The organism is Streptomyces sp. NPDC005775, assembly GCF_042871565.1.
Taxonomy (GTDB): domain Bacteria; phylum Actinomycetota; class Actinomycetes; order Streptomycetales; family Streptomycetaceae; genus Streptomyces.
Genome location: NZ_JBIAIU010000004.1, coordinates 348,717 through 362,548 on the forward strand (window position 1 = coordinate 348,717; position 13,832 = coordinate 362,548).

Below are 13,832 nucleotides of genomic sequence, written 5' to 3' on the forward strand. Positions count from 1 at the left end.
GGACGGACACCGGGCGGTACGGAGAGGTGGAAGTCTCCGTCAGCTGCCGTCCTGCGTGCCGCTCGCCCGGCGACGCAGGAGCCAGGCTCCGCCGACGGCGGTCGCGGCGAGAACGCCGGCTCCCGCCGCGATCTGGGTGGTGTCCGGTCCGACGCTGCCGCCGACTCCGGTCTTCACGTGCCCCGTGGGGGCGGTGGGCGCGGCCGAGGTGTGATGGCCGGAGGGGGGCTCGTAGCCGCCGGACGAGCTGTCGTGCCCGGCGGAACTCTCGTGCGCGGAGGGGGTCGGGCGTGCGGTGGGCGTGCCGCGCCCGGGGAGGGCGGGAGCGTCCGGCACGAGGGCCGCCCCGGAGGCCTCGGCCTCGTCGAGCGCGGTGGCGTCGTACTCCTCGGAGTCGTACGGGTCCGAGGGCAGACCGGCACCGGCGGGGGCGTCCTCCTCGGAGGACCCGGCGGCGTCGTCCTTGCCCTCGGTGCCGGCCCCCTTCACCTCGATCTCCCCGGTGGCCCGCTTGCCGTTCGCGCAGGCCACGTCGATGCTGTATGGCCCGGGCTCGATGTTGCCCGGCACCTGGAACGAACCGGCCAGGACCTCCTTGAGGGTGGCCGGCGCCAGCGCGAACTCGGAGGCGTCCAGGGCGCTCGCGTCACCGGTCGCGCCGGAGTCGCTGCCGCAGGCGGTGGTGTTCACGGTGACGGTGGAGCCCGGGGCGGCACTCGCGGGGGCGATCTCCAATGGCCCGAGCTCATCCCCGTACGCGGACGGGGCGGCGGCGCTGAGGCCGAGCGCGGCAGCGGCGAGGGCCGCGGCGGCGGTGCCGGTCACGAGGCGAGCAGGACTGCGCATGGGGGTTCCTCCGAGCAGGGACGGCGCGGGCTGGTGTGTCCTGGGTCCGAGCTAACGGCCCTCCCGCCATCCATGCCTGCTGACACCGAGTCAGCACTCACCCGATCGGACCGGCGCCGCCTCCTTGCCACCGCGCATGCGCGCAGGTCACAGCGGTGATGGTGCGGCGCGGAGGCCGTCCTGGGGGGTCCGGTGCCGATCGGGTGATGCCCGCCACCGGGAAAGTGGCATACGTCACATGCGTGGGCCGGCTGTTCGCGGGCACACGAACCACACCCCCCACGGGACGGTGTGCACAGCCGCCCCCGGCCACCGCCCCCACCCGGCCCACCCCCCCTGGGCCCGGTGGGGGCGGTTCCCCGTCCGGCAGGCGCTCCTCAGGCGGGCGCGGCGGCGGACCATGTGATGACGGGCGGCCGGACCCTGGCGCAGAGCGGCTGCCCCTTGGCATCGGACAGCGGCAGCCGTGCGGTGAGGTGCCCGGAGCGCGCGGCGGCTTCGAGGACGTCCGCGTCGATGTCGCAGAACATCAGCTTGGCCCGCCGGAACATGGAGAAGAGCCCGTCCCCGTCGACCGTGCCCCACGACAGGTAGACGAACCGTCCGCCGAGCCGGTCCTGCACGAACGGCCCGCTCACCTCGATGCCGTCCGGCCCGGCGGCCGTGGTGCAGTCCAGGGTCCAGCGGGCGGTGGCGGCGTCGCCGGGGTGCAGCCCGAGCAGCTCATCGGGCCGGTCCTTGCGCTGGACACCCACGTGGATGTTCTCGCGGCCGGCGAAGTCGGTGCCGGGCCCGCAGTCGCGGCCGGGCAGATGGGAGCCCTCGATGTGGATCTGCATGCGCGGCGGGGGTCCTTCGGTCGGGTGCTGCACGGGTTCCATGGTTCATCCTCGCGGCCGGGCCTGCGTGTCGTCAGACGGTGTCCCAGGAGGCGGCTCCGTACGCCGCCGCCAGCCGCTTCATCAGCTCCTCGTCGACCGTGAACACCGTGTCGTCGATCCGGGCGACCGGTGCCATGCCCTGCGAGTTGGTGACGAACGCGGACCGGTAGGGGCCCAGTTCGTTCAGGTGCACCGGCCGGCGCAGCGACGGCACGCCCGCGCCGGGCAACTCCTGTTCCAGCAGAGCCATCGTGATGCCCCGCAGTGCGGGTGCCAGCGGCCGGACGACCGAAGCGCCGTCCCAGAAGCCGATGTTGGTGATCGCACCCTCGGTCACCTCGCCCTCCGGCAGGGTCAGCAACGCGTCGTCGAAGCCGGCGCGGCGGGCGAGCTCGCCGTAGTACGTCTGGCCGAATTCGCCGGGGCGCTTGAGGTGCGGCGCGGTGCGCGCGTACGGGACCGACTTCAGGCTCACCGGCCGCGGGTCCATTTCGACCGGCCCGCGGACCGTGACCATGACGGTCGTCGCGGCGGCGCCCGGCGGCCGAAGTCCCTGGACCCGCACCGAGGCGTCCGCCGTCCCCGCGCCCCGCAGTGCGTGCCGGACCAGTTCCCGTACCAGGCCGCCGTCCAGGGGGAGTTCGAACAGCTCCCGGTTCGCGGAGTCGAGCCGCTCCAGATGGAGTGCCAGGCCGCGCACCCGGCCGTCCCTGACCTGCATGGCCGTGAAGTGGCCGTAGCCGAAGAAGGCCGCCGTACGCAGGTCGTCCTCGGTGGCCGGGTGCCCGTCGAACTCGGCGTAGGGGAGTGGTGCGGCCACGGGAGTCGTCATGCCGTCCACCGTATGCCCACACGCGCGGCGGGCGGCCGCTTGACCTCAACCATGGTTGACGTACGAGTCTCTTCGCATGGACCTCACCACAGCCGGATCCACGGCCACCGCTCTGCCCACCACCGCCCCCCTGAAGGTCGCGGTCATCCTCGCCAGCAACCGCGAGGGCCGGTTCGCGCCCGTCGTCGCCGACTGGTTCCGCTCCCGTACCGACAAGCACGCCGGCATCGAGACCGACCTGGTCGACGTCGCCGCACTCGACCTCCCGACCGCCCTCACCTACAGCCACGGACCCGAGGACCGGGCGCGGCTGGCCGAGCTCTCGGACCGGCTGGCGGCCGCCGACGCCTTCGTCGTCATCACCCCGGAGTACAACCACTCCTACCCGGCCCCGCTCAAGAACCTCATCGACTGGCACTTCACCGAATGGCAGGCCAAGCCCGTCGCCTTCGTCTCCTACGGCGGGGTCTCCGGCGGCCTGCGCGCGGTCGAGCACCTGCGGCAGGTCTTCGCCGAGCTGCACGCCGTCTCGATCCGCGACACCGTCTCGTTCCACAACGCCGGTGCCCTCTTCGACGACGAGGGCAGGCACCGCGACCCGGCCGGCCCCGACGCGGCGGCGAAGACGCTGCTGGACCAACTGGTCTGGTGGGGCCGGGCACTGAGGGGTGCCAGGGCCCAGCATCCGTACGGAGGCTGACTGCGCGGCGCCACGCTCTGCCCGACAATCGGGAGGAGGACCACGCCGCCGACCCGAGGAGACCGAAGGTGACATCGTCCGCATGGCTGACCGTGCTGACCACGACGGACAGCGAGGAGAAGGCCCGGCGCCTGGCCCGGGACGCGGTGGAATCGCGGCTCGCCGCCTGCGTACAGATCTCCGCGCCCGTCACCTCGGTCTACCGGTGGCAGAACGCCATCGATTCCACCGAGGAGTGGCAGCTGTTCTTCAAGACGACGGCCGAACGGTACGACGAGCTGGAGGCGTACCTCCAGGAGGCGCACGACTACGACACCCCGGAGATCATCGCCCTGCCGGTGATCCGGGGGAGCGCCCGCTACCTGGGCTGGGTCTCCGCGGAGACGGCCCCGGTCACCTAGTGCCGCGTCAGCCAAGGTTCGCCCCGTCGCGACGCCCGGCCCGCACTCTCGCCGCACCGGCCGAAAGCCCGAGTACGTCCAGTACGAGGACTTCCGGCCGGCACGCCGAGAGCACGCACCGGACGCCGCTCCTTACCGGGCGAACCTTGGCTGACGCGGCACTAGCGGGGCCAGCGCCTCCACCCGCACCGCGCACACCTTGAACTCCGGCATCTTCGACACCGGGTCCAGAGCCGGGTTGGTCAGCGTGTTGGCCCGGCCCTCACCCGCCCAATGGAACGGCATGAACACGGTGTCCTCCCGGATCGCCACGGTGATCCGGGCGGGCGCCACCGCCCGCCCGCGCCGTGAGGTGACCGCCACCGCGCCGCCCTCCACCACCCCGATCCGCTCGGCGAGCCGCGGATGCAGCTCCACGAAGGGGCCGGGGGCGGCGGCGTTCAGCTCCGGCACCCGGCGGGTCTGGGCCCCCGACTGGTACTGGGCGACGACCCGCCCGGTCGTCAGCACCACCGGATACTCCGCGTCCGTCTCCTCTGCGGACGGCCGGTGCGTCACGGGGACGAACCGGGCCCGCCCGTCGTCCGTCGCGAACCGGTCCAGGAACAGCCGGGGCGTACCGGCGTGCTCCGTGTCCGGGCACGGCCAGAAGACCCCGTCCTCGGCCGCGATCCGCTCGTACGTGATGCCCGCGTAGTCCGCCGGGCCGCCCGCCGAGGCCCGGCGCAGCTCGTCGAACACCTCCTCCGGGTCGGCCGGGAACCCCTTCCCGTGCCCGAGGAGACCGGCCAGGGCGTGCAGCACGTCCAGATCACTGCGGACACCCCCGGGCGCGGTGACCGCACGCCGGCGCAGCAGCACCCGGCCCTCCAGATTGGTCGTCGTCCCGGTCTCCTCGGCCCACTGCGTCACCGGCAGTACCACATCGGCCAGCGCGGCCGTCTCCGACAGCACCACATCGGCGACCGCCAGGAAGTCCAGCGAGCGCAGCCGCTCCTCCACATGCCCCGCGTGCGGCGCGGACACCACCGGATTCGACCCCATCACCAGCAGCGCCCGCACCTCGGTGCCCAGCGCGTCCAGCAACTCGTAGGCACTGCGCCCCGGCCCCGGGAGCGAGTCGGGGTCGACCCCCCACACACCGGCGACATGGTGGCGCGCCGCCGGGTCGGTGAGCTTGCGGTACCCGGGCAACTGGTCGGCCTTCTGGCCGTGTTCGCGCCCGCCCTGGCCGTTGCCCTGCCCGGTCAGACAGCCGTATCCGGACAGCGGACGGCCCGCGCGCCCGGTGGCCAGCGCGAAGTTGATCCAGGCCCCGACGGTGTCCGTACCCTTCGACTGCTGCTCGGGACCGCGCGCGGTCAGCACCATGCCGCTCTCCGCATCACAGAACATCTCGACGGCCGCCCGCAGTTGGGGCACCGGAACGCCGGTCAGCCGCTCCACCAGCTCCGGCCAGTGGGCCATCACCCCGGCCCGCGCCTCGTCCCAGCCGCTGGTGCGCTCCCGTACGAACTCCTCGTCCACCCGCCCCTGCGACACCACCAGGTGCAGCATGCCGAGCGCGAGCGCCAGATCGGTGCCGGGCCGGGGGGCGAGGTGGAGGTCCGCCTGCTCGGCGGTCCTGGTGCGGCGCGGATCGATGACGATCAGCCGGCCGCCGTTCTCCCGCAGCTCGGTGAGATAGCGCAGCGCGGGCGGCATCGTCTCCGCGAGGTTCGACCCCACGAGGATCACGCACCCGGTGCGCGGGATGTCCTCCAGCGGGAACGGCAGCCCCCGGTCGAGGCCGAAGGCCCGCTGGTGCGCGGCGGCCGCCGACGACATGCAGAACCGCCCGTTGTAGTCGATCTGGGAGGTGCCGAGCACCACCCGGGCGAACTTCCCGAGCGCGTACGCCTTCTCGTTGGTCAGCCCGCCACCGCCGAACACACCCACCGCGTCGGCCCCGTGCTCCGCGCGCGTCCCCCGGAGCCCTTCGGCGATCCGGGCCAGCGCCTCGTCCCAGCCGGCCGGCTTCAGCCGCCCGCTCACCGCATCGCGAACGAGCGGGCCGGTCAGCCGGACGGCGGAGGACAGGACGGCGGGAGCCGAGCGGCCCTTGCCGCACAGGGCGCCCCGGTTCACGGGGAAGGAGGTGCGCTCCTCGACCTCGACGACCGCGTCACCGGCGACCGGGCGCAGGTTCATCCCGCACTGCAGTGCGCAGTACGGGCAGTGGGTCGCGGTCGCGGCAGTAGCGGTGCTGGTCATGGCCCCAGCCTGCGATCCGGGTGTTACACGGGCGCCCGCTCCCGGTTACGCCACCGGTACGCCCACCTCAGCCCGCCCGGCAGCCGACGGTGAGGTGCGCCGCGCGATCACCGTTCGTCGGCCGTGAGGGCCTCGGTCACCCCCGTCTCCTGGGGCCCCAGGAAGTGCGGATCCGGCTCGAACAGGGCGTCCAGGGCCGCCTTCCCCGCCGCGAACACCTCCCGGGTGCCGCCGTAGTACCAGGTCGCATCGTGTACGGCTTCCACCCCGACGCCGTACGCGTCGATCCCGGCAGCCCGGCACAGCGCGATCGCCCGCCGGATGTGGAAGCCCTGGCTCACCAGGACGGCCCGCTCGACGCCGAAGATCTTCCGCGCCCGCACGCACGAGTCCCAGGTGTCGAAGCCGGCGAAGTCGCTGACGATCCTGCTCTCCGGCACCCCGTGCGCGACCAGGTACGTGCGCATCGCGTCCGGTTCGTCGTACTCCACCCGGCTGTTGTCGCCGGTCACCAGCACGACCTTGACCTTCTTGTCCCGGTACAGCTCCGCCGCCGTCGTCAGCCGGTTCGCGAGGTACGGGGACGGCCTGCCGTCCCACAGCCCCGCGCCGAACACCACCGCGACGTCCTGCGCGGGCACGTCCGCCGCCGTCCTGACCCGGGCGTCGGCCACCGTGTGCATCCAGGTCGCCGGGGCCAGCGCCAGCACACAGGCGGCCATCGCCCCCTGCACGGCCAGGCGCCGCCCCCGCCGGGTCCGCGGCAGCCGGGGCCGCAGCCGGGCGGCGGCCCGCCGCAGCGCCCCGACCGCCCGTCCTCCCCAAGGCTTCCTCCGCATCGCAGACCCCCCGCATCCCTCGTGCCGTGCCCAGCCCTCTACCGCTTGACGAGCGGACGGCCAAAACGGTTCTCCGCGACCGTCGGTAGCATCGGCCGATGTTGCTTCCCCGGCTGATCGCCTCAGATCTCGACGGCACCCTGCTCCGTAACGACGGCACCCTCTCGCCGCGCACCTTGCGCGCCCTGCGCACGGCCGCCGACGCCGGCACGGAGATCGTCATCGTCACCGCCCGGCCGCCCCGGTTCGTCGACCGGCTCGCCGAGGCCACCGGCATGGTGGGCACGGCGGTGTGCAGCAACGGGGCGCTCGTGTACGACGTCGCGACCCGCACGGTCGTCTCCTCCCACCTCCTTTCCCTGGTCACCGCCCAGCGGGTCGCCACCGCCCTGGCGGCCGCCGTGCCCGAGGTGGGCTTCGCCCTGGAGACCGGCAACCAGGTGCTGTACGAACCGGCCTACCGGCTGCGGATGTCCGAGGACGCCGGCGCCGAGCTCCCCGTACCGACCCTCGCCGATCTCTGGTCGACCGAGGCCCCGGTGACCAAACTGCTCGCCTGGTCGGACCGGCTCGACGCCGACACCCTGCTGGCCGCCGCCCGGCAGGGCGCGGGCGACGAGGTGCAGCTCACCCACTCGGGCGGGCGCGGACTGCTGGAGATCAGCGCGCCCGGCGTCACCAAGGCCGGCACCCTGGCGGTGCTCTGCGCCGCACGCGGCATCGACGCCGCCGAAGTCATCGCGTTCGGCGACATGCCCAACGACCTCACCGTCCTCACCTGGGCAGGCACCGGTTACGCCATGGCCAACGCCCACCCGGCCGTGCTGGCCGCCGTGCCGACGCACACCGCCACCAACGAGGAGGACGGCGTCGCCGACGTCCTCGAGCGGCTGTTCGCCGGGCAGCGGGCCCAGCCGGAGGCCGCCGTCTGACAGTGGGCGTGGGCTCCCGGTGAGCCGGCGGAAAACGCCCGTGACCGGCACGCAACGAGGCGGCAACCTGCGCCCGGCACCATCGGTCCATGACGGAGTCCGTGAGCCCCCTGATACCCGCCGCCCCCGCCCTCGTCGCCGTCGCGCACGGCAGCCGGGACCCGCGGGCCCTGCGGACGGTGACCGAGCTCCTGCACCGGGTGCGGGAGCTGCGGCCCGGCCTCGATGTCCGGCTCGGCCACATCGAGCTCAACGAACCGCTCCTCCCGCGGACCCTGGACGCCCTCGGCACCGGCGAGGCGGTCCTCGTACCGCTCCTGCTGGGCCGCGGGTACCACGTGAAGCAGGACATCCCGGAGGCCGTCGCGGGAGCCGCCGCCCTGCGCACCCGCACCGCCGCGCCCCTCGGCCCGCACCCCCTGCTGGTCGAGGCGCTGCACGGCCGGCTCACCGAGGCCGGCTGGCGGCCCGAGGACGACGGGAACCGCGACAGCGCCGTGGTCCTGGCCGCCGCCGGTTCGCGCGACCCCGAATCGGCCGCCGGTACCCGCCGCACCGCGCACCTGCTCAGCGAACGGCTTGGCGGGGTGCCCGTCGTGCCCGCGTACGCCTCCGCCGCGACGCCCACCGTCCCGGCCGCCCTGCGCGCGCTGGCCGCCCGCGGCCGCCGGAGGGTCGCCGTCGCCTCGTACTTCACCGCCCCGGGCCGCTTCGCCTCGGCCGCGGCGGCCCAGGCGCCCTGGATCGCCGCCGCACCGCTCGGCGCCCACCCGGCCATGGCGCGCCTGCTGCTCCACCGCTACGACCGGGCACGGGCAGCCGGCGCACCGGCGCACGAAACCCTGCTGAACACACGTTTCCTCGCCTCCGCCTGAGCCCCCCTGTCAGCGCGGCGGATTAGTGTCGGCCCCATGGAAGGCACAGACGGCACGGACCACGCGTACGCCACACAGGACCCCGGCACGGCCCCCTACGGCGCCGCCGACGCCGAGCGCTGGGACACCGAGCCGGACAAACGGCCCGGCCGCACCGCCTTCCAGCGCGACCGCGCCCGCGTGCTGCACTCCGCCGCCCTGCGCCGGCTCGCCGGGAAGACCCAGGTCGTCACCCCGGGCACCCGCAGCCACGTCTGGGACGCCAGCCCGCGGACCCGGCTCACACACTCGCTGGAGTGCGCCCAGGTCGGCCGTGAACTCGGCGCCGCGCTCGGCTGCGACCCCGACCTGGTCGAGACGGCCTGCCTCTCCCACGACATGGGCCACCCGCCCTTCGGGCACAACGGCGAACAGGCGCTCAACGACTTCGCCTCCGACTGCGGCGGCTTCGAGGGGAACGCCCAGTCGCTGCGGCTGCTGACCCGTCTCGAACCCAAGCGGTTCGTCCCCGACACCCGCACCGGCGACCTGGTCAGCGTCGGGCTCAACCTGACCCGCGCCGCGCTCGACGCCGCCACCAAGTACCCCTGGCCCAGGGGCGCCCACCCCACCGACCCGGGCTCCCCGAAGTTCGGGGTGTACGAGGACGACCTGCCCGTCTTCCACTGGTTCCGTGAGGGCGCACCGCAGGGCCGCAAGTGCTTCGAGGCCCAGGTGATGGACTGGTCCGACGACGTGGCGTACTCGGTCCATGACTTCGAGGACGGGCTGCACGCCGGTCACATCGACACCGACTGCCTCCATGCCGAGCCGGAGCGGCGCGAGATCTGGGCCGTCGCCATCGGACGGTACGTACCCGCGGACACCGATCCCCAGGAACTGTCCGACGCCCTGGACCGGCTCATCGGCCAGGACTGGTGGCCGCACGGCTACGACGGATCGGCCGTCGCCCAGGCCCGGCTCAAGGACGCCACGAGCCAGCTGATCGGCCGCTTCTGCCTCGCCGCCGAAAGCGGCACCCGGCAGGCGTACGGCACCGGACGCCTCGGCAGATACGGGGCCGAGCTCGTCGTTCCCCGTGAGGCGCGCAACGAATGCGCGGTGCTCAAGGCCGTCGCCGACCGTTACGTCATGCAGCGTGCCGAGCAGGAGGTGATCCGCGCCGACCAGCGGGTCGTCATCGCCGAGCTGGCCGCGGCCCTGACCGCCCGGGCACCGGAAGGCCTGGAGCCGCAGCTGCGCGCCCTGTACGAGGCGGCGCCCGACGACCGCGTGCGCAAGCGGGTCCTGGTCGACCAGATCGCCGCCCTCACCGACGCCTCGGCCCGCTCCCTGCACCACTCGCTCACGGCACGCCGGGACTGACGAACACCCCCACGCTCCCGGTGTGCGGGCCCCGGTCGGCACACTGGCACATGACCACCGGGGGTGACCTGATCGGGTCACACCCCCTTTCGCCATCACGCTGCGTGCGGGACGCTCGCAGTTGGCGCCGCGCAGCAAGCACCGAGGAGGCATCACGTGGTCGACGCACATCGGACGTTCGTCATCGTCGGCGGAGGACTGGCCGGAGCGAAGGCAGCCGAGACGCTCCGTTCGGAGGGTTTCAGCGGCCGGGTCATCCTGATCGGCGATGAGCGTGACCAACCGTACGAACGTCCGCCGCTGTCCAAGGGCTACCTGGGCGGAAAGGAGGACCGCGACAGCGTCTTCGTCCACGAGACCGCCTGGTATGCGGGGGCCGACGTCGAGCTCCACCTCGGCCAGCCCGTCACCACGCTGAACCGCGAAGTCCGTTCCGTGGAGCTCGGCGACGGCACCGTCATCCACTACGACAAGCTGCTCCTGGCCACCGGCGCCGAACCGCGCCGCCTCGACGTCCCCGGCACCGACCTGGCGGGCGTTCACCACCTGCGCCGCCTCGCCCACGCCGACCGGCTGCGCAACGTGCTGGCCGCGCTCGGCCGCGACAACGGCCACCTGGTGATCGCCGGGGCCGGCTGGATCGGCCTGGAGGTCGCCGCGGCGGCCCGCGCATACGGGGCCGAGGTCACCGTCGTCGAGCCGGAGGCGACCCCGCTGCTCCGGGTCATCGGCCCCGAGCTCGGCCAGATCTTCACCGACCTGCACAGCGACCACGGCGTCCGCTTCCACTTCGGCGGCCGGCTCACCGAGATCGTCGGCCAGGACGGCATGGTCCTCGCGGTCCGGACCGACGACGGCGAGGAACACCTCGCCCACGACGTCCTCGCCGCGATCGGCGCCGCCCCGCGCGCGGCCCTCGCCGAGGCCGCCGGCCTGGAGATCGCCCCGCGCGAGCAGGGCGGCGGCATCGCCGTGGACTCCTCGCTGCGCACCAGCGACCCGCACATCTACGCGGCCGGGGACGTGGCCAACGCGGCCCATCCGCTGCTCGGCGGCCGGCTGCGGGTGGAGCACTGGGCCAACGCGCTGAACAGCGGCCCGGCGGCGGCCCGCGCCATGCTCGGCCAGGACGTCAGCTACGACCGGGTGCCGTACTTCTTCTCCGACCAGTACGACCTCGGCCTCGAGTACTCGGGCTGGGCGCCCCCGGGCAGCTACGACCAGGTCGTGATCCGCGGCGACGCGGGCAAGCGCGAGTTCATCGCGTTCTGGCTGAAGGACCACAAGGTGCTTGCCGGGATGAACGTGAACGTGTGGGACGTCACGGAGACCGTGCAGGAACTGATCAGGGCCGGCCAGCCGGTCGACCCGGACGCCCTGGCCGACCCGTCCGTGCCCTTGGAGTCCCTGATCTGAGCGACTGCCTTCCGGGGTGCGGGTTCTGTCCTCCATCTCCCCCGTAGCACTTAAGAGCATGGGGCTTGGTGCGGGTGCCCCGCCGGCTGCGCCCGTGTTCGGCGGGTGGGGGTCCGGGGTCCCTCCGGGGCGTCTCCTCGGACGACGAACGTTCCGCGGGTACGCAGCGGACCCGGGTCGATGTTCGTCGTCCTGCGGGGACTCCCCTGCACGCCCCCGAACCCGGCCGCCTCGCGTCTGCGGATCAGCCCGACGACTGTCGCAGACGCAGGGCGGCCGGGTGGGGGCACACCCCCACCCACCGGACAACAGCGCCCCGCGGGGACCCCGCACCCAGGACCGCGGCAGAGGCTCGGGCCCGCGTCCGGGCGTGGGCTGTCGTACCCCACCCGTAGACTTCACTCGTGGCAGGCAGGATCAATGACGACGACGTGAAGGCGGTCCGGGACGCGGTCCCGATCGACGCCGTCGTTTCCGAGTACCTCCAACTGCGCAACGCGGGCGGCGGAAACCTCAAGGGCCTGTGCCCCTTCCACGACGAGAAGTCCCCCTCCTTCCAGGTCAGCCCGAGCAAGGGTCTCTTCCACTGTTTCGGCTGCCAGGAGGGCGGCGACACGATCGCCTTCGTGCAGAAGATCGACCATCTGACGTTCGCGGAGGTCGTCGAGCGGCTCGCCGCCAAGGCCGGCATCACCCTGCGGTACGAGGAGGGCGGGTACAACCCCTCCCACCAGCGCGGCGAGCGCATCAGGCTGGTCGAGGCGCACAAGGCGGCAGCCCAGTTCTACGTGGAGCAGCTCGACGGTCCCGAGGCCGAGATCGGCCGCAAGTTCCTCGCCGAGCGCGGTTTCGACCAGGCGGCGGCCGCCCACTTCGGTGTGGGCTACAGCCCGGCCGGCTGGGACCACCTCACCCGCTATCTGCGCGGCAAGGGCTTCAGCGACAAGGAACTGATCGCGTCCGGCCTCTCCCAGGACGGCAGGCGCGGCCCCATCGACCGCTTCCGCGGCCGGCTGATGTGGCCGATCAGCGACACCTCCGGCGAGGTCGTCGGCTTCGGGGCCCGCAAGCTGCGCGACGACGACAACGGTCCGAAGTACCTGAACACCCCCGAGACCGCGATCTACAAGAAGTCCCAGGTGCTGTACGGAATCGACCTGGCCAAGAAGGACATCGCCAAGGCGAGCCGGGCCGTCGTCGTCGAGGGCTACACGGACGTGATGGCCTGCCACCTCGCCGGGGTCACCACCGCCATCGCCACCTGTGGAACGGCGTTCGGCGGCGATCACATCAAGATCCTGCGCCGCCTCCTGATGGACAACGGAAGCGCCCGGGTGATCTTCACCTTCGACGGGGACGCGGCCGGCCAGAAGGCCGCTCTGCGCGCCTTCGAGGACGACCAGAAGTTCGCCGCCGAGACCTACATCGCGATCGCGCCGGACAACATGGACCCGTGCGACCTGCGCCTGGCCAAGGGCGACGACGCCGTCCGCGACCTGGTCGAGCCCCGCACCCCGCTCTTCGAGTTCGCGCTCCGCCAGATCGTCGCCCGCTACGACCTGGAGACCCCGGCGGGCCGCGCGGCCGCGCTCGACGAGGCGGCCCAGGTCGTCGCCAGGATCAAGACCGGGAGCGTGCAGCGCGAGGTCGCCGTCCAGCTCGCCGGCTTCGTCGGCATCCTGGACCAGGAGTACGTCGTCCACCGGGTCAACCAGCTCGCCCAGTGGGCCCGCGGCCGGGGCGGCGACCGGGGCTCCGCGCCGTCCACGCGCGGCGGCTCACGGCGCCAGGAGATCCAGGCGCCGCCCGCCGCACCCTCGGGCCCCGCGCTCAACCTCCGCAGCCCGGCCCACCGCACCGAGCGCGAGCTGCTCAAGCTCGCCCTGCAGAAGCCCGCCCTGGTCTCCCCGGCGTTCGACGCCTACGGGGTGGACGAGTTCACCGCCCCGCCGTACGCGGCGGTCCGCCAGTGCATCGCGGAGGCGGGCGGAGCGGAACGCGGCGTCCCCGAAACCCGCGAGTACCTCGTGCAGGTGCTCGACGCGACCCCGAACGACACGGTGCGCAAACTGGTCACGGAGCTCGCGGTCGAGGTCTTCCACGGCAAGTCCATCGACGAGGCGTACGCGGGCGAGCACCTGGTCAAGGTCCGCCTGCGCGCCGTCGACCGCCGGATCAACGACGTCCAGGGCAGCCTCACGCGCCTCGGGAGCAACGTCGCCCCGGACCACCTGGCCGCCGCGCAGAACGAGGTCTGGGTCCTCCAGCAGTACGCCCAGTCCCTGCGCAACCACGGGGCCGACGCGCTCTGACGGGGCCGAGCCCGCCTTCGACCCGGTAATCACCCGGTCACGGAACGAACTCAGAAAGTCCCCGCACGCCCCTCGTGGCGGCTGTGTGTCGTACCCCACACTGGGTGGCGGTGCCTGAGTCATCGGAGCGCGGTCCCCACCGAACGGTGGTCCTCCCATCCCCGCGATCCGGCAGCGATC

At 73.2% G+C, this 13,832-nt stretch carries 12 protein-coding genes; 7 read left to right on the plus strand and 5 right to left on the minus strand.

The features are described from left to right. Positions 1 to 39: 39 nt before the first annotated feature. The 3 genes from ACFYPA_RS11935 to ACFYPA_RS11945 all read right to left on the minus strand — a co-directional run bounded on the left by ACFYPA_RS11935 (position 40) and on the right by ACFYPA_RS11945 (position 2,559). Entirely contained in the window at positions 40 to 825 is a 786-nt protein-coding gene (locus ACFYPA_RS11935; protein ID WP_389131718.1) for a hypothetical protein, read from the minus strand. Positions 826 to 1,223: 398 nt separating this feature from the next. Further along, on the minus strand, positions 1,224 to 1,685 hold the full coding sequence (locus ACFYPA_RS11940; RefSeq protein WP_359086410.1) for a DUF5990 family protein: 462 nt from the start codon (positions 1,683 to 1,685) through the stop codon (positions 1,224 to 1,226). Positions 1,686 to 1,758: 73 nt separating this feature from the next. Beyond that, on the minus strand, positions 1,759 to 2,559 hold the full coding sequence (locus ACFYPA_RS11945) for an aminotransferase class IV family protein (RefSeq protein WP_359317629.1): 801 nt from the start codon (positions 2,557 to 2,559) through the stop codon (positions 1,759 to 1,761). Between the two features lie 76 nt (positions 2,560 to 2,635). Here ACFYPA_RS11945 and ACFYPA_RS11950 point away from each other — a divergent pair, with 76 nt between their 5' ends. Together ACFYPA_RS11950 and cutA are read left to right on the plus strand one after the other, a co-directional pair. Then, on the plus strand, positions 2,636 to 3,259 hold the full coding sequence (locus ACFYPA_RS11950; protein ID WP_359317626.1) for an NAD(P)H-dependent oxidoreductase: 624 nt from the start codon (positions 2,636 to 2,638) through the stop codon (positions 3,257 to 3,259). A gap of 68 nt (positions 3,260 to 3,327) precedes the next feature. Continuing rightward, positions 3,328 to 3,660 carry a divalent-cation tolerance protein CutA gene (cutA, locus tag ACFYPA_RS11955; RefSeq protein ID WP_359086407.1) on the plus strand — a complete coding sequence of 111 codons (333 nt, stop codon included), beginning with the start codon at positions 3,328 to 3,330 and terminating at the stop codon, positions 3,658 to 3,660. A gap of 132 nt (positions 3,661 to 3,792) precedes the next feature. On the opposite strand, the gene ACFYPA_RS11960 is transcribed toward cutA, so the two are convergent. Continuing rightward, positions 3,793 to 5,913: a molybdopterin oxidoreductase family protein gene (locus ACFYPA_RS11960; protein WP_359081647.1), complete on the minus strand. Its 2,121-nt coding sequence runs from the start codon at positions 5,911 to 5,913 to the stop codon at positions 3,793 to 3,795. A gap of 107 nt (positions 5,914 to 6,020) precedes the next feature. Next, entirely contained in the window at positions 6,021 to 6,752 is a 732-nt protein-coding gene (locus ACFYPA_RS11965) for an ElyC/SanA/YdcF family protein (protein WP_359081645.1), read from the minus strand. A gap of 113 nt (positions 6,753 to 6,865) precedes the next feature. Between ACFYPA_RS11965 and ACFYPA_RS11970 the strand changes: the two genes are divergently transcribed. From ACFYPA_RS11970 to dnaG, 5 genes are all read left to right on the plus strand, one after another. Further along, positions 6,866 to 7,684, plus strand: a complete 819-nt coding sequence (locus ACFYPA_RS11970; RefSeq protein WP_359081670.1) for a Cof-type HAD-IIB family hydrolase — start codon at positions 6,866 to 6,868, stop codon at positions 7,682 to 7,684. A gap of 89 nt (positions 7,685 to 7,773) precedes the next feature. Next, positions 7,774 to 8,559: a sirohydrochlorin chelatase gene (locus ACFYPA_RS11975; RefSeq protein ID WP_359081643.1), complete on the plus strand. Its 786-nt coding sequence runs from the start codon at positions 7,774 to 7,776 to the stop codon at positions 8,557 to 8,559. Between the two features lie 36 nt (positions 8,560 to 8,595). Beyond that, positions 8,596 to 9,924 carry a deoxyguanosinetriphosphate triphosphohydrolase gene (locus ACFYPA_RS11980; RefSeq protein WP_359081641.1) on the plus strand — a complete coding sequence of 443 codons (1,329 nt, stop codon included), beginning with the start codon at positions 8,596 to 8,598 and terminating at the stop codon, positions 9,922 to 9,924. A 156-nt stretch (positions 9,925 to 10,080) separates the two neighbouring features. After that, positions 10,081 to 11,340: an FAD-dependent oxidoreductase gene (locus ACFYPA_RS11985; protein WP_359317623.1), complete on the plus strand. Its 1,260-nt coding sequence runs from the start codon at positions 10,081 to 10,083 to the stop codon at positions 11,338 to 11,340. Between the two features lie 404 nt (positions 11,341 to 11,744). Next, complete coding sequence (dnaG, locus tag ACFYPA_RS11990) at positions 11,745 to 13,652, plus strand: DNA primase (RefSeq protein WP_359081637.1); 1,908 nt, start codon at positions 11,745 to 11,747, stop codon at positions 13,650 to 13,652. Positions 13,653 to 13,832 lie beyond the last annotated feature (180 nt).

Bases quoted from the DNA above. Each gene is read 5' to 3' on its own strand.
- ACFYPA_RS11960 (WP_359081647.1), bottom strand. From the start codon at position 5,913: ATGACCAGCACCGCTACTGCCGCGACCGCGACCCACTGCCCGTACTGC.
- ACFYPA_RS11975 (WP_359081643.1), top strand. From the start codon at position 7,774: ATGACGGAGTCCGTGAGCCCCCTGATACCCGCCGCCCCCGCCCTCGTC.
- ACFYPA_RS11940 (WP_359086410.1), bottom strand. From the start codon at position 1,685: ATGCAGATCCACATCGAGGGCTCCCATCTGCCCGGCCGCGACTGCGGG.
- ACFYPA_RS11965 (WP_359081645.1), bottom strand. From the start codon at position 6,752: ATGCGGAGGAAGCCTTGGGGAGGACGGGCGGTCGGGGCGCTGCGGCGG.
- ACFYPA_RS11980 (WP_359081641.1), top strand. From the start codon at position 8,596: ATGGAAGGCACAGACGGCACGGACCACGCGTACGCCACACAGGACCCC.
- ACFYPA_RS11945 (WP_359317629.1), bottom strand. From the start codon at position 2,559: ATGACGACTCCCGTGGCCGCACCACTCCCCTACGCCGAGTTCGACGGG.
- ACFYPA_RS11950 (WP_359317626.1), top strand. From the start codon at position 2,636: ATGGACCTCACCACAGCCGGATCCACGGCCACCGCTCTGCCCACCACC.